Source organism: Kitasatospora sp. NPDC058406 (assembly GCF_042722765.1).
Taxonomy (GTDB): domain Bacteria; phylum Actinomycetota; class Actinomycetes; order Streptomycetales; family Streptomycetaceae; genus Kitasatospora.
Genome location: NZ_JBHXKE010000006.1, coordinates 20,224 through 39,967, shown reverse-complemented (window position 1 = coordinate 39,967; position 19,744 = coordinate 20,224). Strand labels below are relative to the sequence as shown.

14 protein-coding genes are annotated in these 19,744 nt (G+C 73.3%); 7 read left to right on the top strand and 7 right to left on the bottom strand.

The genetic code is table 11. The annotated features are described in order from the left end of the window. Nucleotides 1-2: 2 nt before the first annotated feature. The 5 genes from ACFWOG_RS02525 to hrcA all read right to left on the bottom strand — a co-directional run bounded on the left by ACFWOG_RS02525 (nucleotide 3) and on the right by hrcA (nucleotide 7,167). Nucleotides 3-356 (bottom strand): histidine triad nucleotide-binding protein, encoded by a 354-nt coding sequence (locus tag ACFWOG_RS02525; protein ID WP_329885184.1) that lies wholly within the window; start codon nucleotides 354-356, stop codon nucleotides 3-5. A gap of 311 nt (nucleotides 357-667) precedes the next feature. Beyond that, entirely contained in the window at nucleotides 668-3,943 is a 3,276-nt protein-coding gene (locus tag ACFWOG_RS02520) for a S41 family peptidase (RefSeq protein WP_380353962.1), read from the bottom strand. A gap of 137 nt (nucleotides 3,944-4,080) precedes the next feature. Beyond that, nucleotides 4,081-4,830, bottom strand: coding sequence for a 16S rRNA (uracil(1498)-N(3))-methyltransferase (locus ACFWOG_RS02515; RefSeq protein WP_380353959.1), 750 nt, complete (start codon nucleotides 4,828-4,830; stop codon nucleotides 4,081-4,083). Nucleotides 4,831-4,920: 90 nt separating this feature from the next. Beyond that, nucleotides 4,921-6,057 carry a molecular chaperone DnaJ gene (dnaJ, locus tag ACFWOG_RS02510; protein ID WP_380353957.1) on the bottom strand — a complete coding sequence of 379 codons (1,137 nt, stop codon included), beginning with the start codon at nucleotides 6,055-6,057 and terminating at the stop codon, nucleotides 4,921-4,923. A 75-nt stretch (nucleotides 6,058-6,132) separates the two neighbouring features. Beyond that, nucleotides 6,133-7,167, bottom strand: coding sequence for a heat-inducible transcriptional repressor HrcA (gene hrcA / locus ACFWOG_RS02505; protein ID WP_329885179.1), 1,035 nt, complete (start codon nucleotides 7,165-7,167; stop codon nucleotides 6,133-6,135). Nucleotides 7,168-7,426: 259 nt separating this feature from the next. Here hrcA and htpX point away from each other — a divergent pair, with 259 nt between their 5' ends. The 3 genes from htpX to ACFWOG_RS02490 are packed head-to-tail and all read left to right on the top strand — an operon-like array spanning nucleotide 7,427 to nucleotide 9,820. Next, nucleotides 7,427-8,347, top strand: a complete 921-nt coding sequence (gene htpX, locus ACFWOG_RS02500) for a zinc metalloprotease HtpX (protein WP_329885178.1) — start codon at nucleotides 7,427-7,429, stop codon at nucleotides 8,345-8,347. Between the two features lie 30 nt (nucleotides 8,348-8,377). Then, nucleotides 8,378-8,962: a hypothetical protein gene (locus ACFWOG_RS02495; RefSeq protein WP_329885177.1), complete on the top strand. Its 585-nt coding sequence runs from the start codon at nucleotides 8,378-8,380 to the stop codon at nucleotides 8,960-8,962. Between the two features lie 30 nt (nucleotides 8,963-8,992). Then, nucleotides 8,993-9,820 (top strand): DUF3097 domain-containing protein, encoded by an 828-nt coding sequence (locus ACFWOG_RS02490; RefSeq protein ID WP_329885176.1) that lies wholly within the window; start codon nucleotides 8,993-8,995, stop codon nucleotides 9,818-9,820. A 50-nt stretch (nucleotides 9,821-9,870) separates the two neighbouring features. Here ACFWOG_RS02490 and hemW read toward each other — a convergent pair whose 3' ends face one another. Continuing rightward, nucleotides 9,871-11,100, bottom strand: a complete 1,230-nt coding sequence (gene hemW / locus ACFWOG_RS02485; protein WP_329885174.1) for a radical SAM family heme chaperone HemW — start codon at nucleotides 11,098-11,100, stop codon at nucleotides 9,871-9,873. A 57-nt stretch (nucleotides 11,101-11,157) separates the two neighbouring features. Then, on the bottom strand, nucleotides 11,158-13,080 hold the full coding sequence (locus ACFWOG_RS02480; protein WP_380353952.1) for an AMP-dependent synthetase/ligase: 1,923 nt from the start codon (nucleotides 13,078-13,080) through the stop codon (nucleotides 11,158-11,160). A 339-nt stretch (nucleotides 13,081-13,419) separates the two neighbouring features. On the opposite strand from ACFWOG_RS02480, the gene ACFWOG_RS02475 reads away from it, so the two are divergent. The 4 genes from ACFWOG_RS02475 to ACFWOG_RS02460 all read left to right on the top strand — a co-directional run bounded on the left by ACFWOG_RS02475 (nucleotide 13,420) and on the right by ACFWOG_RS02460 (nucleotide 19,720). Continuing rightward, on the top strand, nucleotides 13,420-15,153 hold the full coding sequence (locus tag ACFWOG_RS02475) for an ABC transporter ATP-binding protein (protein WP_329885172.1): 1,734 nt from the start codon (nucleotides 13,420-13,422) through the stop codon (nucleotides 15,151-15,153). A 242-nt stretch (nucleotides 15,154-15,395) separates the two neighbouring features. Beyond that, nucleotides 15,396-17,294 (top strand): ABC transporter ATP-binding protein, encoded by a 1,899-nt coding sequence (locus ACFWOG_RS02470; protein WP_329885200.1) that lies wholly within the window; start codon nucleotides 15,396-15,398, stop codon nucleotides 17,292-17,294. Between the two features lie 282 nt (nucleotides 17,295-17,576). Continuing rightward, complete coding sequence (gene sigJ / locus ACFWOG_RS02465; RefSeq protein ID WP_380353949.1) at nucleotides 17,577-18,515, top strand: RNA polymerase sigma factor SigJ; 939 nt, start codon at nucleotides 17,577-17,579, stop codon at nucleotides 18,513-18,515. A 137-nt stretch (nucleotides 18,516-18,652) separates the two neighbouring features. Next, entirely contained in the window at nucleotides 18,653-19,720 is a 1,068-nt protein-coding gene (locus ACFWOG_RS02460) for an FAD-dependent oxidoreductase (RefSeq protein WP_329951498.1), read from the top strand. Nucleotides 19,721-19,744 lie beyond the last annotated feature (24 nt).

Here is a 19,744-nt window from a genome sequence, read left to right as displayed (position 1 = left end):
GGCTAGACCATGCGCTCGGTCATCGACGTACCGCCGAGCACGTGGACGTGGGCGTGGAAGACGGTCTGCCCGGCGCCGGCCCCGGTGTTGAAGATCAGGCGGTAGTCCGCGATGCCCTCGTCCGCCGCGACCCGGCCGGCCTCGGCGAGCAGCTCACCGGCGATCTCCGGCTCGGCGTCGGCCAGCGCGGCGGCGTTCGGGTAGTGGACGTGCGGGATGACCAGCACGTGCACCGGCGCCTTCGGGGCGATGTCGCGGAAGGCCAGGACGCGGTCGGTCTTGCGCACCACGGTGGCCGGGATCTCGCCGGCCACGATCTTGCAGAACAGGCAGTCGGGCTGCGGCTCGCCGGCCATCGGGGTCTCCTCGCGCTGTCGGTCGGGGTGGGGCTGGGACCCGGGTCCGGAACCGGGCCCGGCGTCGGGCCCGCTGCCGGTCGGGGCGTACGGCGGCATGCTAGCCGAGCCGTGCCCCGGCCTGCTGGTACTCGCGCGGGTGCCTCCGGCGGACCACGCGGACCCCGGCGGCGGTGCCCTCCGGCTCCGGGCTCCTCGGTGAGCAGGCCGACCTTCGGCGGGACGGGCCCCCAGGGGCGGGTGCGCGGGGGCGGGTAGCCGGGTACGGGAGGCCGGACCCGCCGCCGGCCTCCCGCCCCGCCGGGCGGTGCCTACACCCAGGGCAGCGCCGGCGCCGCCTTGGCCGGAGCCCGGTCCAGCGCCGCCAGGGCGATCCGGACGCCCTCGGCGAGCTGCGGGTCCTCCCCCGCCGCCCACGCGTGCGGGGGGAACAGCACCTCGACGTCCGGGTCGACCCCGTGGTTCTCCACGCCCCAGCCGTACCGCTCGGACCAGAACGCGTACTTGGGCTGGGTCACCAGGGTGCCGTCCACCAGCGAGTACCGGCTGTCGATGCCGATCACCCCGCCCCAGGTGCGGGTGCCGACCACGGGGCCGATGCCGAGTGCCTGGATGGCGGCGTTGACGATGTCGCCGTCGGAACCCGAGTACTCGTCGGCCAGCGCGACGACCGGCCCGCGCGGCGCGTCCTCCGGGTACGGCGCCGGGCTGGCGATGTCCCGGGCGATGCCCCATCCGACGATCCGCCGGGCCAGCTTCTCGATCACCAGCTGGGAGGTGTGCCCGCCCCGGTTGCCCCGGATGTCGACGATCACGCCCTCCCTGGCCATCTCCGACCGCAGGTCCCGGTGGATCTGCGCCCAGCCGGTGGTCTGCATGTCGGGGATGTGCAGGTAGCCGAGCCGCCCGTCGGACAGCTCCCGGACGGCGGCCCGCCGGCCGGTGACCCAGTCGTGGTAGCGCAGCGGCTCCTCGTCGGCGAGCGGGACGACGACGGGGTGACGCCGGTCGGTGCCGTCCTTGCCGGCCACGGTCAGCTCGACCGGCTGCCCGGCGGTGCCCGCCAGCAGCGGCGCCGGGCCGGTCACCGGATCGACCGGGCGCCCGTTGACCGCCAGGACGGCGTCCCCGGGGCGGATCGCGGCACCGGGCGCCGCCAGCGGCGAGCGGGCCCGGGGGTCGGAGGACTCGCCGGGCAGGATCCGGGAGATCCGCCAGGCGTCGCCGTCCTTGACGAGGTCGGCGCCGAGCAGGCCCTGTCGGCGGGCCGGCTCGGTGTGCAGGCCGTGCGGCAGCACGTAGGCGTGCGAGGTGCCCAGCTCGCCGTGCACCTCCCAGAGCAGGTCGACCAGGTCGTCGTGGGAGCCGATCCGGTCCACCAGCGGCCGGTACCGGGCCAGCACGCCCGCCCAGTCCACGCCGTCGAGGTCCGGGCGCCAGAAGTTGTCGCGCATCAGGCGGCCGTTCTCGTCGAACATCTGCCGCCACTCGGCGGCCGGGTCGACGGTCACCCGGAGCCGGGCGAGGTCGACCTCGATCTCGTCGTCCTCGCCGACCGCCTTGTGGTCGGCGGGCACGATCCGCAGCTCGCCCTCGTCCAGCACCGCGAGCCGGGTGCCGTCGCCGCTCACCGCGAACGAGTCCAGCCCGTCCACCAGTTGCTCGGCCCGGCGCTTGCGGAGGTCGAACCGCTCCAGCGTGGGGCGCGGCCGCTCGTCCTCCAGCGAGGCCGCCTCGTCGCCGAGCTCGCCGACCAGCGGGACGCGCGTCCAGAGCACGCCGTCCTTGGCGGCCCGCAGCGAGCCGAACCGGCCGCCCTCGACCGGGAACGGCACGATCCGGTCGGCGATGCCGTCGAGGTCGACCCGGGTGACCGGCGGCGCGTCGGCCGTGCCCTCCTCGCCCTCCGTCTTCTTGCCCTTGGGCTCGTCATCCTCGCCGCCGACCGGCCGACCGGCCCGCCGCGGCCCGAACGGGGACGGCGTGTCGGCGGCCAGCGTGATCAGGTACGGGCGGCAGCCGTTCGGGAAGGACAGGTCGAAGACGTGCGAGTCGTAGACCGGGTCGAAGTTGCGCACCGAGAGGAACGCCAGGTGCCGGCCGTCCGTGGTGAAGGCCGGCGAGGTGTCGATGAACCGCTGCGGGGTGGCCTCGGACACCGTCCGGGTGGTCAGGTTGGCCAGCACGATCTGGCGCAGCGACCACGGCCCGAGGGCGGGCTGGGACCAGGCCAGCCAGGCCGAGTCCGGGCTGAACGCCAGGCCGCTGACCTCGCCGTCGGTGCTGTGCGCCAGCTCGTGCACGACGCCGTCGGTCAGGGCGACCAGCAGGACCCGGCCGTCGTGCGCGCCGACCGCCACCTGCTTGCCGTCCGGCGAGACGAGCAGCGACCGGACCCGGCCGAGCTGCCCGGCGGCCAGCCGGCGGCGCTCGGTGCCGAGCACCGCGGGGGCGTACTCGATCGCGTCCTCGCCCTCGGCGTCGGTCACCCAGACCACGCCCTGCCCGCCGTCCTCGCCCGAACCGGGCACCACGCGGGCGAGTCGGCCGCGCACGCCCGGCGACTCGTCCAGGACGCGGGCCGGGCCCTCCCGGTGGGTCAGCCAGTGCACGGTCCCGCGCACCACGACGGCGCCGGCCCGGCCGGTGCGGTCGGGCGCGGCGGTCTCCAGCCAGTGCGCGGCCGGGACCGGACGCGGGCGGCGGCCGGTGCGCGGACCCGCCAGCCGGACGTCGAGGCGCCGCGGCTCCGCGTCGGCCAGGTCGTCCAGCAGCCAGAGGTCGCCCGCGGTGTGCCAGACGACGCGGGTGCCGTCGGTGGCGGCGTTGCGGGCGTAGAAGCCGTCCGGGGAGGAGGAGTGGCGGCGCAGGTCGGTGCCGTCCGGGAGGCTGGACCAGAGGTCGCCGACGCCCTCGTGGTCGGAGAGGAAGGCGATCCTCGCCCGGTCCGCCTCCCCCACCCAGAGCGGCGAGTCGATGTTCCCGGTCAGCTCCTCGTGGATCCGGTCGAACCGCTCCGTACCGATCCACAGCTTGCCGGTCCGCCCGCCCCGGTACCGCTTCCACCAGGCCGGCTCCACGCCGAACGCGGAGACCAGCAGCACCCTCCCCCCGCCTTCGGCCGGGGGCGCCCCCGAGCCGCCCGCCTCGAAGGACAGCCCGCCGACCGGCCCGTACGGCAGCCGTTCCGGCTCACCGCCGTCCAGCGGCACCGCGTGGGCCCAGGTGCGGCGCAGCGAGCCCTGTCCGGCGGCGGTGGTGGCGATCGGCCGGCCGTCCGGGGTCCAGCCGCGCAGCTGGGTCTGGGCGTCGCCCCAGTGGGTCAGCCGTCGGGACGGGCCGCCGTCCACCGGGACGACGTGCACCTCGGGTGCGCCGTCGCGGGCGGAGGTGAAGGCGACGTGCCGCCCGTCCGGGGAGAATCTCGGGCGGCGCACCGGGAGGTGATCGGCCGTCAGTCTCCAGGCCCGGCCGCCGTCCAGCGGGGCGAGCCACACGTCGTTCTCGGCGACGAAGGTGAGGAGGTCGCCGTGGAGGTGCGGGTGGCGCAGGTAGGCGCCGGCGGGGGTGCTTTCGGGTTCGCTCACACCGCCACCCTAGGCACCCGTGCCCGGCCCACGCCCGGTTTTCGCCGACCAGGACCCCCTGTCGGGGGACCGGGGATCCGGGGGTCGCCCGGCCCGCCCGGCCCGCCGCCCCGCTCGAACGGCCCGGTGCGGTCGGCTCAGCTCCAGCGGCCGGTGCGGCCCAGCAGCAGGGCCCCGGCCGCCACCCCTGCCGTGGAGGTGCGCAGCACCGACAGGCCGAGCCGGAACGGCTTCGCCCCGGCCTCGGCGAAGGCCGCCAGCTCCTCCGGGGAGACGCCGCCCTCGGGGCCGACCACCAGCACGAGGTCCCCGGAGTCCGGGAGCACGGCCCCGGCCAGCGGCTCGGCGCCCTCCTCGTGCAGCACGGCGGCGAACGCCGCGCCGGCCAGCACCGGGACCAGTTGCCGGGTGGTCAGCGGCTCGCGGACCTCGGGGAACCGCAGCCGGCGGGACTGCTTGCCGGCCTCCCGCGCGGTGGCGCGCCACTTGGCGAGCGCCTTGGCGCCGCGGTCGCCCTTCCACTGGGTGATGCAGCGGGAGGCCGACCAGGGGATCACCACGTCCACCCCGACCTCGGTCATGGTCTCCACCGCCAGCTCGCCGCGGTCGCCCTTGGGCAGCGCCTGGACCACGACGATCCGGGGCGCCGGCTCGGCCTCGCGGCGGACGGCCGTCACCGTCACCTCGATCGCGTCCTTGCCGTGCACCGCCGCGACGGTGCCGTCCACCCCGAGGCCGAGCCCGTCGGCCAGGGTCACGGCCTCGCCCGCCTCCAGCCGCTTCACCGCCGCCGCGTGCCGCCCCTCGGGCCCGTCCAGCCGGACCAGCACGCCGGGGGCGGCGGTGGCGATCCGCTCGGTCTCGACGACGAACACGGGCGCGGTCATGGGGTCTTCCTCCGGAATGGGTCGGGCGGTGGAACGACGGCGCCCGGCACCCCGGCGACGGAGGTCGCGGAGTGCCGGGCGCCGGAGCCGTCAGCGGCCGATGAAGGCGTCCTTCAGGCGGGAGAACAGGCCCTGCTGCCCGGGCGCGAACTGGCCGGACGGCCGCTCCTCACCGCGCAGCACCGCGAGGCGGCGCAGCAGGTCCTCCTGCTCGGGGTCGAGCTTGGAGGGCGTCTGCACCTCGACGTGCACTATCAGGTCGCCCCGGCCGCCGCCGCGCAGATGGGTGATGCCGCGACCGTGCAGCGGGATCGACTGTCCGGACTGGGTGCCGGGCCGGATGTCGACCTCCTCCAGCCCGTCCAGGGTCTGCAACGGCACCTGGGTGCCGAGCGAGGCGGCCGTCATCGGGATGGTGACGGTGCAGTGCAGGTCGTCGCCGCGCCGCTGGAACACCGTGTGGGCGGTCTCGGCGATCTCGACGTAGAGGTCGCCGGCCGGGCCGCCGCCGGGGCCGACCTCGCCCTCGCCGGCCAGCTGGATCCGGGTGCCGTTGTCGACACCGGCGGGGATCTTGACGGTGAGGGTGCGGCGGGCGCGGACCCGGCCGTCGCCGGCGCACTCCGGGCACGGGGTGGGCACGACGGTGCCGAAGCCCTGGCACTGCGGGCAGGGGCGGGAGGTCATGACCTGGCCCAGGAAGGACCGGGTGACCTGGGAGACCTCGCCCTTGCCGCGGCACATGTCGCAGGTCTGCGCGGAGGTGCCGGGGGCCGCGCCCTCGCCGCTGCAGGTGGTGCAGGTGACGGCCGTGTCGACCTGGAGTTCCTTGGTGGTGCCGAAGGCGGCCTCCTCCAGGGTGATCTCCAGCCGGATCATGGCGTCCTGGCCCCGGCGGGTCCGCGACCGCGGGCCGCGCTGGCCCGAGGCGGCGCCGAAGAAGGCGTCCATGATGTCGGAGAAGCCGAAGCCCGCCGCGCCCGCGCCGAAGCCGCCCGCGCCGCCGTTCGGCGACAGCGGGTCACCGCCGAGGTCGTAGACCTGGCGCTTCTGCGGGTCGGAGAGCACCTCGTAGGCGGCGTTGATCTCCTTGAACCGCTCCTGCGTCTTCGGGTCCGGGTTGACGTCCGGGTGCAGTTCGCGTGCCAGGCGCCGGAACGCCTTCTTGATCTCGTCCTGCCCCGCATCCCGTCGGACGCCGAGTACCGCGTAGTAGTCCGTGGCCACCAAATGCTCCGCTTGTTCCGCCTGTAGAAGTGCTTGCGACTGGAACCACCGTCAGGGTCCTGACGGTGGCCGTTCCTACGACTCGGCCAGGATCTGGCCCACGTACCGTGCCACCGCTCGCACCGCCCCCATTGTGCCCGGATAGTCCATCCGGGTCGGACCGATCACACCCAGTTTGGCCACGCTCTCGTCGCCCGAACCGTAACCGACCGAGACGACGGAGGTGGAATTGAGGCCCTCGTAGGCGTTCTCACGCCCGATCCGGACCGTCATCCCGGCGTCCGCGGTCTCACCCAGGAGGCGGAGCAGGATGACCTGTTCCTCCAGTGCCTCCAGCACCGGCTGGATGGTCAACGGGAAGTCGTGGCCGAAACGGGTCAGGTTGGCCGTGCCGGCCAGCATGATCCGTTCCTCGTTCTGCTCGGCGAGCGCCTCGAAGAGCGTCGCCAGGACCGTCGCGACGGTCGGCCGGTCCCCCGCCTCGAACTGCGCGGGAAGGTCCTCCAGCAGTCCCGGGACCTCGGGGAGCCGCTGTCCGGCGGCCCGCACGTTGATCCGGGCCCGGAGGTCGGCCAGGACGGTCTCGCCCACCGCCCCGGGGCAGTCCACCATCCGCTGCTCGACCCGGCCGGTGTTGGTGATCAGCACCAGCATCACCTTGGCCGGGGCCAGCGCGACCAGCTCGATGTGCCGCACGGTGGACCGGGAGAGCGAGGGGTACTGCACCACCGCGACCTGGCGGGTCAGCTGGGCGAGCAGCCGCACCGTACGGGCGACCACGTCGTCGAGGTCGACCGCCCCGTCCAGGAAGTGCCGGATCGCCCGCCGCTCGGGCGCGCTCATCGGCTTGACCTCGGCCAGCCGGTCCACGAACAGGCGGTACCCCTTGTCGGTGGGGATGCGCCCGGCGCTGGTGTGCGGCTGGTGGATGTAACCGTCCTCCTCCAGCGCGGCCATGTCGTTGCGGACGGTCGCCGGGGAGACCCCGAGGTTGTGCCGTTCCACGAGGGCCTTGGAGCCGACCGGCTCCTCCGTCCCCACGTAGTCCTGGACGATGGCGCGAAGCACCGCGAGTTTGCGGTCGTCCAGCTGGCGGACCTCACCGGCCATGGGCACGCACCTCCGTCTTCACGCGTTGTCCGATATGACATGTGTCCGTTTCGAGCCGCTTCGCCCGTTCCGGGAGGAACCGGGCTTGGCACTCGGAACATACGAGTGCCAGGACCCTACCTGCCAGTGTAAGGCCCGGGTCCGACGGCAGGAACGGCCCGGCCGGAGTGATCCTGCCCGCAGTTCGCGGCGCGCGGGTGATGCCGCGGGCCCGGCCTGGTGGCAGCATCGGAAGCGGACGGCGAACGGAGGACCAGCGATGTCGACCTCGGGCCAGCACTCCCGTTTCGCGCCGGACCGCGGCCTGACCGGCCGGATGGTCGGCACGATGTTCGTGATCGGGCTGCTGTACGTCGGATTCACCGGGCTGTTGATCGTGCTGCTGCGCGGCGCCTGGCCGATCGTCGTCCTGATCTCGGGCGGCCTGTTCGTCGCCCAGTTCTGGTTCAGCGACAAGATCACCGAACGGGCCATGGGGGCGCACCGGGTCACCCCCGAGCAGTACCCGCAGCTGCACGGCACCGTCGACCGGCTCTGCGCGCTGGCCGACATGCCCAAACCCCGGGTGGCGGTCGCCGACAACGACATGCCGAACGCCTTCGCCACCGGCCGCAACCCGAAGAACGCGGTGGTCTGCGTCACCACCGGGCTGCTGCGCCGGCTGGAGCCGGAGGAACTGGAGGGCGTGCTCGCCCACGAGCTGTCCCACGTCGCCCACCGGGACGTCGCGGTGATGACCGTCGCCGGGTTCCTCGGTGTCCTCGCCGGAGCCATGACCCGGATCGCCATGTACGGCGGGTTCATGGGCGGCGGCCGCAACAGCAACGACTCCAACGCCGCGATCGCCGCCCTGATCGTCCCGCTGGTGTCGGTGGTCGTGTACGCGATCAGCTTCCTGCTGACCCGGCTGCTCTCCCGCTACCGGGAGCTGGCGGCCGACCGGGCCGCCGCCCAGCTCACCGGCCGTCCCAGCGCGCTGGCTTCGGCGCTCACCAAGGTGACCGGCCAGATCGCCGCCATCCCGACCAGGGACCTGCGCCAGGCGCAGGCCTACAACGCCTTCTACTTCGCCCCCGCGCTGAGCGCCCGGGAGACCGCCGGCCGGCTGCTCTCCACCCACCCGACGCTGGAGCAGCGGCTGGAGCAGCTGGCCGAGATCTCCACCCGGCTCGGCCACTGAACCGCCTCCTCCTCCGGGAAAGGGACCACCGTGGGAATCCTGGACGCCCTGTTCGGCCGCACCAAGCCCGTGCGGCCCGACCTCGACCAGCTGTTCGGCGTGCCGTCCGCCGCGATCACCCTGGAGGCCGCGGCCGGTTTCCGGCCCACCGGGGTCGGGTCGGTCTGCTTCGCCTCCGTGGAGGGCGGGGCCTTCGGCGAGGTCGAACGGCAGGTCCGGGCCCTCCTGGACGCCGACACCGAGCGCGGCGGCGTCCCCGTCGAGGCGTCCAAGGACGCGTACGGCTACTCCTGGCTGCTGGCCCGGCACGCTCCCGGGGAACTGCCGGAGCTGGTCAACGACCTGCACGCGGTCAACAGCGAGCTGGAGGCGAACGGCTTCGGGCCGCAGCTGCTCTGCTCGCTCGTCGCCTTCCGCGACGAGGGGGGCCGGCCGCTGGCGCTGGTCTACCTGTACAAGCGCGGCACCTTCTACCCCTTCGCGCCGGCGGCGGGCGGCGGGGAGAAGCGCGACAGCCCGCTGGAACTGCAGGTCAACGCCCTGCTCGGGAACGACCTGCGGCTGGAGAAGGACCTCACCCGCTGGTTCCCGGTCTGGGGCGCGCCAGGGCTCTGACCCTCCGTCCGTCTTCCCTATAGTCGCTGCATGCACAGCCGCCGGTACGGACCCGACCTGACCCCGCCGTGGAAGCGGCAGCAGCCCGCCCCCGAGGTGCCCGCCGAGCGGGACCTCGTGGTCGAGGAGGCGGAAACCGGCTTCTGCGGGGCGGTGGTGCGCTGCGAGAAGACCGCCGAGGGGTTCACCGTCACCCTGGAGGACCGGTTCGGCAAGCACCGGGTCTTCCCGCTGGTCCCGCGCGGCTTCCTGCTGGAGGGGCGTGTGGTCACCCTGGTCCGGCCCACCGGGCCGGCCCCCGCGCGCACGCCCGGCCGGACCGCCTCCGGCTCGGTCGCGGTGCCCGGCGCCCGCGCCCGGGTGGCCCGCGGGTCCCGGATCTACGTCGAGGGCCGGCACGACGCCGAGCTGGTCGAACGGGTCTGGGGCGACGACCTGCGGGTCGAGGGCGTGGTGGTCGAGTACCTGGAGGGGATCGACGACCTGCCCGCGATCGTCGCCGACTTCGCCCCCGGCCCCGGCCGGCGTCTCGGCGTCCTGGTGGACCACCTGCTGCCCGGCACCAAGGAGCACCGGATCGCCGCCCGGGTCACCGGCGAGGCCGTGCTCGTGGTGGGACACCCCTACGTGGACGTCTGGCAGGCCGTGAAGCCGTCCAGTGTCGGCATCCCCGGCTGGCCCGCCGTCCCGCGCGGCGAGGAGTGGAAGGAGGGCGTCTGCCGCCGTCTCGGCTGGCCGGTGGACACCCCCGCCGCCTGGAAGCGGATCCTCGCCTCGGTGGACTCCTACAGGGACCTGGAGCCGGAGCTGCTCGGCCGGGTCGAGGAGCTGATCGACTTCGTCACCCTGCCGGACTGAGGCGCGTCAGGCGTACGTCCGGAAGTCGGCGGTGTCGGCGCCAGCGAAGATCAGTCCACCAGGTCACGCACGACCGCGTCGGCCAGCAGGCGGCCCCGGAGGGTCAGGGTGGCGCGGCCCGCGGAGTGGGATCCGGCGTCGAGGAGGCCGTCGGCGAGGTGCTGCCGGGCGGCCTTCAGGCCGGTGTCCGTCAGCAGGTCCAGCGGGATGCCCTCGGCGAGGCGCAGCTCCAGGAGGATCCGCTCGACCCGGCGGTCCTCGGCGGTGAGCCGCTCGCGGCCCTGGGCGGGGCTGCGGTGCCCGGTGAGGGCCTGCGCGTAGGCGGCGGGGTGCTTGGCGTTCCACCAGCGGACGCCGCCGACGTGGCTGTGGGCGCCGGGGCCGGCGCCCCACCAGTCGCCGCCGGTCCAGTAGAGCTCGTTGTGACGGCAGCGGCCCTCCGGGGTGGTGGACCAGTTGGAGACCTCGTACCAGGAGTAGCCGGCGGCGGTGAGCGCCTCCTCGGCGATCAGGTAGCGGTCGGCGTGCACGTCGTCGTCGATCATCGGCAGCTCGCCGCGCTTGACCCGGGCGGCGAGCTTCGTGCCGTCCTCGACGATCAGCGAGTACGCGGAGACGTGGTCCGGCCCGGCGCCGATCGCGGCGTCCAGAGAGGCCCGCCAGTCGTCGTCGGACTCGCCGGGGGTGCCGTAGATCAGGTCGAGGTTCACGTGCTCGAAGCCGGCGGCGCGGGCCTCGGCGACGCACGCCTCGGGGCGGCCCGGGGTGTGGTGGCGGTCGAGCAGCTGGAGGACGTGCGGCCGCGCGCTCTGCATGCCGAAGGAGACCCGGTTGTAGCCGCCCGCGCGCAGTTCGGCGAGGTAGGCCGGGTCGACCGACTCCGGGTTGGCCTCGGTGGTCACCTCGGCGCCGTCGGCGAGCCCGAACTCCTCCCGGATCGCGGCGAGCATCCGCACCAGGTCGCCGGCGGGCAGGAGCGTGGGGGTGCCGCCGCCGAGGAAGACGGTGCGCACCGGCAGGTCGGCACCGCCCAGCACCTTCCGGGCGTGGCGGATCTCGGCCACCACGTTGTCGGCGTACGTCTCCTGGGAGGCGACGGTGCCCGAGGCGCGCAGCTCGGTGGCGGTGTAGGTGTTGAAGTCGCAGTAGCCGCAGCGGCTCGCGCAGTAGGGCACGTGCAGGTAGAAGCCGAACGGCCGGGAGCCGAGTCCGTCGAGCGCGGATGCGGGCAGGGAACCGTCGGACGGCACCGGTTCGCCGTCGGGGAGTGCGGAGGGCATGACCCCATTGTCCCGTACGGCCCGGGTGGTCCTCCGGTCCGTACGGGACGGCGACGGTCAGGCCTCGTTGCTGCCCGCGTACATCGCGGTGACGGCGTCCGCGTACTCGCGCTCGACCACGGGCCGCTTGATCTTCAGGCTCGGGGTGAGCTCACCGTGCTCGACGTCCAGGTCGCGCGGCAGAAGGTGGAACTTCTTCACCGTCTGCCAGCGCTGGAGGTCGGCGTTGAGCCGCTGCACGAACCCGTCGATCAGCTGGTGGACCTGCGGGTCGGCGACCACCTCGGTGTAGGACCTGCCGGCCAGGCCGCGCTCGGCGGCCCACGGCATGATCGCCGACTCGTCCAGGCCGATCAGCGCGGTGCAGTAGTTGCGGCCGTTGCCGATGACCAGGATGTTGCTGACGAACGGACAGACCGCCTTGAACTTGCCCTCCACCTCGCTGGGCGCGACGTACTTGCCGCCGGAGGTCTTGAACATGTCCTTCTTGCGGTCGGTGATCCGCAGGAAGCCGTCCGCCGACAGCTCTCCGATGTCCTCGGTGTGGAACCAGCCGTCGGCCTCCAGCACCTCGGCGGTCTTCTCCGGCAGGTTGTGGTAGCCGCGCATGATGCCGGGGCCGCGCAGCAGGATCTCGCCGTCCTCGGCGATCCTGACCTCGGTGCCGGGCAGCGGGCGGCCGACCGTGCCGACCCGGATGTCCTCCGCCCGGTTGACGCTCGAACCGGCGCTGGTCTCGCTCAGGCCGTAGCCCTCCAGGATCGGCACCCCGGCGCCGACGAAGAAGTACCCGATCTCGGGTGCGAGCGCGGCGCTGCCGGAGACCGCACCGCGCAGCCGCCCGCCGAACGCCGCCCGGATCTTCGCGTACACCAGCCGGTCGGCCAGCGAGTGCTTCAGGCCGAGGGCGAACGGGACGCGGTCGCTGCCGGTGGCGATCCGGTTGGCCTGGGCGGTCCGGGCGTACTCGCGGGCGGTCCGGGCGGCCCACAGGAAGATCCTGTACTTGGCGCCGCCCTCGGCCCGGGCCTTGCCGGCGATGCCGTTGTAGACCTTCTCGAAGATGCGCGGCGCCGAGGCCATGATGGTCGGCCGGATGACCGGCAGGTTGTGGATGATCCGCTCGACCCGGCCGTCCACGGCCATCACGTGGCCGGTGGCGATCTGCCCCGAGATCAGCGTCTTGCCGAAGACGTGCGACAGCGGCAGCCACATGAACTGCACGTCGTCGGCGGCCAGCAGCCCGCTCGCCTCCTGCGCTCTCCCCTCGTACGCCCAGCAGTCGTGCACCAGGCGCACGCCCTTCGGACGGCCGGTGGTGCCGGAGGTGTAGATGAGGGTGGCCAGCTGCTCCTTGTCGAGCGCGGCGACGGTCCGCTCGACGACGCCCGGGTGCTCGGCCAGGTAGTCGGCCCCGAGCTGCTCCAGCTCGGCGAGGGTGACGATCTTGAGCCCGGCGGCGTCGGGGGTCTCGGCCGGCGCGTCGAACAGGATCACGGTCTGCAGCTCGGGCAGCCGCTCACGCTCGGCGACCACCTTGGCCAGCTGCACGGCGTTCTCCGCGAACATCGCCCGGGAGCCCGAGTCGGAGAGGATGAACGCGGTCTCGTCGGCGTTGGTGCTCGGGTAGACGGCGGTGGTCGCCGCACCCGCGCACATGTTGCCGAGGTCGGCGAGGATCCATTCCAGCCGGGTGGAGGAGGACAGGGCGACCCGGTCCTCCGAACGGATGCCCAGCGACAGCAGGCCGGCCGCCACCGCGTACACCCGGGCCGCGGCCTGCGCCCAGGTCACCGAACGCCACTGCTCGGCGCCCGGGGCACTGTCCGCCGCCTGCTCGTCCACCGGGGCCGGGTAACGGTAGGCCTCGGCGCCCGGGGTGGCGGCGACCCGCTCCAGGAACAGGTGGGCGACGGAGGCAGGACGCCCGGCGACGATGTCGGCGCGGCCGGAGTCGATCAGGGAGTGCGCGGAACTCAACGAGGACCTCCGGGAGCGGGTGGCCGTCTGAGGGAAGGCTCTGAGGGATTGTCGCGGCGTCCGTGGGGGCGGTCACCGACCCCCTTCGGCAACCAGGCCGGTACCGGTGAGTAACAAGGGGGCAATCAGCAGCCTAGGGGGAAACCGGTCATTCCGTAAGAGGGAGCGGCCAGCTGGCACCCTCCCGATCCCCCGGTGCACGGCACCACCCCGCCCACCGGAACGTTCGGCAAAGGGCTGGACAAAGATCCGGCTCGCTTGGCGGGAATGGCCTGAACGAGCCCGCCGAAGAACGAGAATTGGGATGCCAAAGCCGCCGCCGACGACAAGAGTGAGCCAGTGCTGATCAGACTGCTCAGGGCGTACCTTCGCCCGTACACCCGACCGATCACCCTGCTGGTGCTGCTCCAGCTGATTTCCACCCTCGGCCTGCTCTACCTGCCGACGCTCAACGCCGACATCATCGACGACGGCGTGGTGAAGGGTGACACCGGATACATCCTGCGCGTGGGCGCGGTGATGATCGGCATCACCGTGCTCCAGACCCTCTGCGCCATCAGCGCCGTCTACTACGGCGCACGCACCGCGATGGCAGTCGGCCGGGACGTCCGGGCCGACATCTTCGACCGCGTGCAGAGCTTCTCCTCCCGCGAGATGGGCCAGTTCGGCGCCCCCTCGCTGATCACCCGGACCACCAACGACGTCCAGCAGGTCCAGATGCTGGTCCTGATGTCCTTCACCATGATGGTGGCCGCGCCGATCATGTGCATCGGCGGCATCATCATGGCTCTCAACCAGGACGTACCGCTCTCCGGCCTGCTGCTCGCCGTCGTGCCCACCCTCGGCGCGGTCGTCATCGTGCTGGTGCGGGCACTCCGCCCGCGCTTCCGCAGCATGCAGGAGAAGATCGACACCGTGAACCGGGTGCTGCGCGAGCAGATCACCGGTATCCGGGTCATCCGGGCCTTCGTCAAGGACGACCACGAGCAGGCCCGGTTCGCCGGCGCCAACGAGGACCTCACCGGGGTCTCGCTCCAGGTCGGCAAGCTGATGGCCTACCTGTTCCCCAGCGTGATGCTGGTCGTGAACGTCTCCAGCGTCGCCGTGCTCTGGTTCGGCGCCCACCGGATCGACAGCGGCGACATGGAGATCGGCGCTCTCACGGCCTTCCTCTCCTACCTGCTGCAGATCCTGATGAGCGTCATGATGGCCACCTTCATGTTCATGATGGTGCCGCGCGCCGAGGTGTGCGCCGAACGGATCCAGGAGGTGCTCACCACCAGCTCCAGCGTCGTCCCGCCGTCCGAGCCCGTCACCGAGGTGCTCCGCCGCGGCCACCTCGAACTGCGCGACGTCGAGTTCCGCTACCCCGGTGCCGAGGCCTCCGTCCTGCGGGGCATCGACATCGCCGCCCGCCCGGGCGAGACCACGGCCGTCATCGGTTCCACCGGCAGCGGGAAGTCCACCCTGCTCGGCCTCGTCCCCCGGCTCTTCGACGCCACCACGGGCCAGGTCCTGCTCAACGGCGTCGACGTCCGCGAACTCGCCCCCGAGACCATCGCCGACAGTGTCGGACTGGTCCCGCAGAAGCCCTACCTGTTCTCCGGCACCGTGGCCAGCAACCTCCGCTACGGCCGGCCGGACGCCACCGACGAGGAACTCTGGAAGGCCCTGGAGATCGCCCAGGCCAAGGAGTTCGTCGAACAGCTCGCCGAAGGTCTGGACGCGCCGATCGCCCAGGGCGGCGGCAACGTCTCCGGCGGCCAGCGCCAGCGCCTGGCCATCGCCCGCACCCTGGTCCGGCGGCCCGACATCTACCTCTTCGACGACTCCTTCTCCGCGCTCGACTACGCCACCGACGCCCGGCTGCGCAAGGCCCTCGCACGCGAGACCGCCGACGCCACCGTGGTGATCGTCGCCCAGCGCGTCTCCACCATCCGCGACGCCGACCGGATCATCGTCCTCGACGAAGGCGCCGTGGTCGGCAGCGGCACCCACGGCGAACTCATGGCCGGCAACCCGACGTACCGGGAGATCGTGCTCTCCCAGCTCACCGAGCAGGAGGCGGCGTGACCACGCCCGACAAGCCCGCGCCGGACCCGAAGAAGTCGCCCGCCGGCGGCCCGGGAGGTCCCGGAGGCCCGGGAGGTCCCGGAGGCCCTGGTGGTCCCGGGGGCTTCGGCGGTCCCGGCGGTCCTGGCGGTCCCGGTGGCCCCGGTGGCCCCGGCAGGGGCGGCCCCGGCGGGCCCCCGAAGGCCGCCGGCGACTCCCAGGCCGCCGCCGCCCGCCGCGGCCCGGCCGGCCCCGGACGCTTCATGGGCGGCCAGGGCGCCGAGAAGTCCATGGACTTCAAGGGCTCCGGCAAACGCCTGCTCAAACTGCTCCGCCCGGAGCGCGCCCTGATCGCCGGCGTCCTCGCCCTCGGCGTGCTCAGCATCGGCTGCGCCGTCATCGGCCCCAAGATCCTCGGCCACGCCACCGACCTGATCTTCGCCGGCGTCGTCAGCGGCCGCTTCCCCGCCGGGGCCTCCAAGCAGGAGGTCGTCGACGCCATGCGCGGACGCGGCGACACCGACATCGCCGACCTGCTCTCCTCGGTCGACTTCACCCCCGGCCAGGGCATGGACTTCGACGCCATCGGCAGCATCCTGCTCTGGGTCCTGGCGATCTACGTCGCGTCCTCCGTCTTCGGCGTCGTCCAGGGCCGGCTCGCCGCGCGTGCCATCCAGCGGGCCGGCTACCGGCTGCGCCAGAGCGCCGAGGCCAAGCTCGCCCGGCTGCCGCTCAGCTACTTCGACAAGCAGCCGCGCGGCGAGGTGCTCAGCCGGGTCACCAACGACATCGACAACATCAGCCAGACCATGCAGCAGACCACCGGCCAGGTGATCAACTCGCTGCTCACCGTCGTCGGCGTGCTCGCCATGATGTTCTGGATCTCCTGGCTGCTCGCGCTGATCGCACTGATCGCCGTACCGCTCTCCGTCGTCGTCGCCACCCGGGTCGGCAAGCGCGCCCAGCCGCAGTTCGTCCAGCAGTGGAGGTCCACCGGGCAGCTCAACGCCCACATCGAGGAGATGTACACCGGCCACACCCTGGTCAGGGTCTTCGGCCGGCAGAAGGAGTCCGCGGCCACCTTCCGCGAGCACAACGAGGCCCTGTACGCCGCCAGCTTCAAGGCCCAGTTCATCTCCGGCATCATCCAGCCCGCGATGATGCTCATCGGCAACCTGCAGTACGTGCTGATCGCCGTGGTCGGCGGTCTGCGGGTGGCCACCGGCGCGCTGTCCATCGGCGACGTCCAGGCGTTCATCCAGTACTCCCGGCAGTTCAGCCAGCCGCTCACCCAGGTCGCCAGCATGGCCAACCTGGTGCAGTCCGGCGTCGCCTCCGCCGAGCGCATCTTCGAACTCCTCGACTCGCCCGAGCAGACCCCCGAGCCGGCCATGCCGGAACGCCCCGACGCCCTGCGCGGCCGGGTCGTCTTCCAGGACGTCGCGTTCCGCTACGACCCGGGCAAGCCGCTCATCGAGGACCTCTCGCTCAAGGTCGAACCCGGTCAGACCGTCGCCATCGTCGGCCCGACCGGCGCCGGCAAGACCACCCTGGTCAACCTGCTGATGCGGTTCTACGAGGTGAGCTCCGGCCGGATCACCCTCGACGGGGTGGACATCGCCGCCATGTCCCGCGAGGACCTGCGCTCCGGCATCGGCATGGTCCTCCAGGACACCTGGCTGTTCGGTGGCACCATCGCCGACAACATCGCCTACGGCGCCGACGGCGCCACCCGCGAACAGGTCGTCGAGGCCGCCCGGGCCGCACACGTGGACCGCTTCGTCCGCACCCTGCCGGACGGCTACGAGACCGTCATCGACGACGACGGCGCCGGCGTCAGCACCGGCGAGAAGCAGCTGATCACCATCGCCCGGGCCTTCCTCGCCCAGCCGTCGATCCTCGTCCTCGACGAGGCGACCAGCTCGGTCGACACCCGGACCGAGGTGCTCATCCAGCGCGCCATGGCCCGGCTGCGCAGCGGCCGCACCAGCTTCGTGATCGCCCACCGGCTCTCCACCATCCGGGACGCCGACGTGATCCTGGTGATGGAGAACGGCTCGATCGTCGAGCAGGGCACGCACGACGAGCTGATCGCCGCCGACGCGGCGTACGGACGCCTCTACAAGGCGCAGTTCGCCGAAGCGGTCGCCGAGCGGGAATGACCCCGGCGGACGCCGGGCGGGGGGCCCGGGGGGGGGGGCCCCCCGCCGGGCCCCCCCCGGCGCCCCCCCCGCCGGGGGGGCGGGGGGGCGGGGGGGCGGGGGTGCGGGGAGGACGGCCCGACGGCCGTACCGCCCCGGGCTCCCGCGCGTCCGGGTGTCCGGGTGTCCGGGTGTCCGGGTGTCCGGGCTGACCCGGTGGCCGCGCGTCCGGACGGCCGGGCCGGCGTTTCCCGCCCCGGTCGGGTCTTCATGATCGCGACGACCGGCGCTACGGTAGGGCCCGTGAGTGACGACCCGTCGACCGCGACCGTGCACGCCCCGGCCACCGGGCCCGACCAACCGCCGTCCGACCCCTTCGAGGTGAACCGGCGCTACCTCGGGTCGGTCGCCTACCGGCTGCTGGGCTCGTTCACCGACGCCGAGGACGTCCTCCAGGAAGCCTGGCTTCGCTGGCGCTCGGTCGACCGCTCCGCCGTCGCCGACCCCCGCGCCTTCCTCACCACGGTCGTCACCCGCCTCTGCTACGACCAGCTCGGCTCCGCCCGCGCCCGCCGGGAGGCCTACTTCGGCGAGTGGCTGCCCGAACCGGCCGTCTCGTACCAGGACGCCCCCGCCTCCCCCGCCGAGGTCGCCGAACTCGGCGAGTCCGTCTCGATGGCGCTGCTCGCCGTCATGGAACAGCTCACCCCGGCCGAGCGCGCCGCGTTCGTATTGCACGACGTCTTCGCCGTCGGCTTCGACGAGATCGCCGCCTCGCTGGACCGCACCCCCGACGCCGCCCGCCAGCTGGCCTCCCGGGCCCGCCGCCGGGTCAAGGCCGGCAGCCGCCGGTCCACCGCCGACCCGGCCGAGCACCGGCAGGCCGTCGAGGCGTTCGCCGCCGCCACCGCCCGCGGCGACATCGAGGGCCTGCTGGCCGTCCTCGACCCCGACGTGGTCTGGCACTCCGACGGCGGCGGCATCGTCACCGCCGGCGCCCGCCCGGTGTTCGGCGCCGACAAGGTCTCCCGGCTCGTCCGCGGCCTGGCCGCCAAGTTCCTCGCACCCGGCTGGAGCTTCGGCTTCGCGCTGGTCAACGGCGAGCCCGGGGTGATCTGGTACCCGCAGCCCGGGCTGGTCGGCGGCGTGATCGCGTTCACCGTCACCGACGGCCGGATCACCGAGGCGTACACCGTCGTCAACCCGGAGAAGCTCGCCCACCTGAACGTGGCAGCCTCCTGACCTTCCCGTGACGCAGATCACGGTCACAGTCCGCCCGGCCGCGTCGTCCCCTTCTCGAACACGCGCAGAAGCGCTCCCGGCAACCCCGGGGACGCCGCGAGAGGGCGCCCCCGGGCGCCGCGAAGGAGCGGGACGACATGACCGAGAAGCAGATCGTCGTACTGGGCGCCGGCTACGCGGGTCTCACCGCAGCGACCCGGGCCGGCAAGCGCGACCGCGTGACCCTGATCGCCCCCGAGAGCCGCTTCCTGCACCGCGTGCGCCAGCACGAGACCGCCGCCGGCCACCCCGAACACCGGCCCGCCGTCGCCGAGGTCCTGCGCGGCCGCCGCGTGCGGCACCTCCCGGCCCGCGCCACCCGGCTCGACCTCACCGCCCGCAAGGTCTTCCTCGACAACGGCGACGCCGTCGCCTACGACACCCTCGTCTACGCGCTCGGCAGCCGGACCGCCTGGCACGGCGTCCCCGGCGCCGCCGACCACGCCTACGGCGTCGAGCGGGCCGGCGAGGTGGCCGAACGGCTGCGCACCGCCGAACGGCCCGGCACCCTCGCCGTGGTCGGCGGTGGCGCCACCGGCATCGAACTGGCCGCCGAACTCGCCGAGGCCCACCCCGGGTGGAAGGTCCGGATCGTCGCCGCCGGCCAGGTCGGCGGCTGGTTCTCGGCCAAGGGCCGCCGCCACGTCCACACCGTGCTCCGCGGACTCGGCGCCGAGATCCACGAGCACCACACCGTCACCGCCGTCGACCCCGAGGGCCTCACCACCACGGCCGGCCGGATCCCCGCCGACCTCGTCGTCTGGGCCGCCGCCATGGAACCGCACCCGCTCGCCGCCGAGGCCGGCCTCACCGTCGGCCCGACCGGCCGGGCCGTCGTCGACGGCCACCTGCGGTCGGTCTCGCACCCCGACGTGTACGTGATCGGCGACGCCGCCGAGGTCACCGTCCCCGGCACCGGCACCCTGCGGATGGGCTGCGCCACCGCCCAGCCGATGGGCCGCTACCTCGGCAACGTCCTCGCCGGACGCACCGACAAGCCGTTCGCGTTCCGGTACGCCGTGCAGTGCCTGAGCCTCGGACGGCGCGAGGGCATGGTCCAGCTGATCCACGGCGACGACTCGATGCGGACCTCCGTCCTCACCGGCCTCACCGGACGGCTGATCAAGGCGGCCATCGTCAACGGCGTGGTCATGTCGCTGCGCTGAACCGAACCGCACCTGAAGCACCCC

Bases quoted from the DNA above. Each gene is read 5' to 3' on its own strand.
- ACFWOG_RS02460 (WP_329951498.1), top strand. From the start codon at position 18,653: ATGACCGAGAAGCAGATCGTCGTACTGGGCGCCGGCTACGCGGGTCTC.
- ACFWOG_RS02515 (WP_380353959.1), bottom strand. From the start codon at position 4,830: ATGACCGCGCCCGTGTTCGTCGTCGAGACCGAGCGGATCGCCACCGCC.
- ACFWOG_RS02525 (WP_329885184.1), bottom strand. From the start codon at position 356: ATGGCCGGCGAGCCGCAGCCCGACTGCCTGTTCTGCAAGATCGTGGCC.
- ACFWOG_RS02470 (WP_329885200.1), top strand. From the start codon at position 15,396: ATGGGCGGCCAGGGCGCCGAGAAGTCCATGGACTTCAAGGGCTCCGGC.
- ACFWOG_RS02490 (WP_329885176.1), top strand. From the start codon at position 8,993: ATGCACAGCCGCCGGTACGGACCCGACCTGACCCCGCCGTGGAAGCGG.
- htpX (WP_329885178.1), top strand. From the start codon at position 7,427: ATGTCGACCTCGGGCCAGCACTCCCGTTTCGCGCCGGACCGCGGCCTG.
- hemW (WP_329885174.1), bottom strand. From the start codon at position 11,100: ATGCCCTCCGCACTCCCCGACGGCGAACCGGTGCCGTCCGACGGTTCC.
- hrcA (WP_329885179.1), bottom strand. From the start codon at position 7,167: ATGGCCGGTGAGGTCCGCCAGCTGGACGACCGCAAACTCGCGGTGCTT.